This window comes from uncultured Microscilla sp., assembly GCF_947493425.1.
GTDB lineage: Bacteria > Bacteroidota > Bacteroidia > Cytophagales > Microscillaceae > Microscilla.
In genome coordinates, this window is record NZ_CANLRP010000473.1 from 1 (window position 1) to 519 (window position 519).

Annotated in this window: 1 protein-coding gene; it reads left to right on the forward strand. The window is 32.2% G+C overall.

Annotated features, from left to right (window positions below; all coding sequences use genetic code 11):
• Positions 1 to 120 precede the first annotated feature (120 nt).
• Complete coding sequence (locus tag Q0954_RS34380) at positions 121 to 357, forward strand: hypothetical protein (protein WP_299466723.1); 237 nt, start codon at positions 121 to 123, stop codon at positions 355 to 357.
• Positions 358 to 519 lie beyond the last annotated feature (162 nt).

Consider the following 519-nt stretch of genomic DNA (forward strand, 5'->3'; position numbering starts at 1 on the left):
CCCACAAAATTTTAAAAAATAACATCCTATAAAGACGTTGTTGCTTGGCTTACCTGTACTTCGTGGAATGGATACATAGAAGCCATGTCTGTCGATCAATTAAAATTGGTCAAGAAGGAAATGTCTCAAAGTTACATGGTTTTTAAATCCAGAGGTATTTTTAAAGGTGTTATGAATGGCAAAAAGGAGAAGATGGAGTGGAGGCTTTCTGAGGATGGCAAAACCTTGATAACTATCGATGAATTTGGGATAGAGGAAAAAATAAAAATCATAGAACTTACCAAAAAACGATTAGTGATTCAGCTTCCAAACGATGGAGAAGAAGCACCTCCATTGGTTTTTGTATCTAAGAGATAAATATTTCTTTAATAGACTCTATAATCAATAGTCCATAGCTGATTCGAGTAAATGTTTACCTTATTAAATACTGTAAACCAGTATTTTAAGATTGCTTACTCACTTTATTTTTAAAAGCGTTTCGGTTTTAAGCCTAAACATCCAATTAAATAGTTTTTAAAT

What these genes read in the sequence shown, in the direction of transcription:
- Q0954_RS34380 (WP_299466723.1), top strand. Translation starts at nt 121, where the DNA reads ATGTCTCAAAGTTACATGGTTTTTAAATCCAGAGGTATTTTTAAAGGT.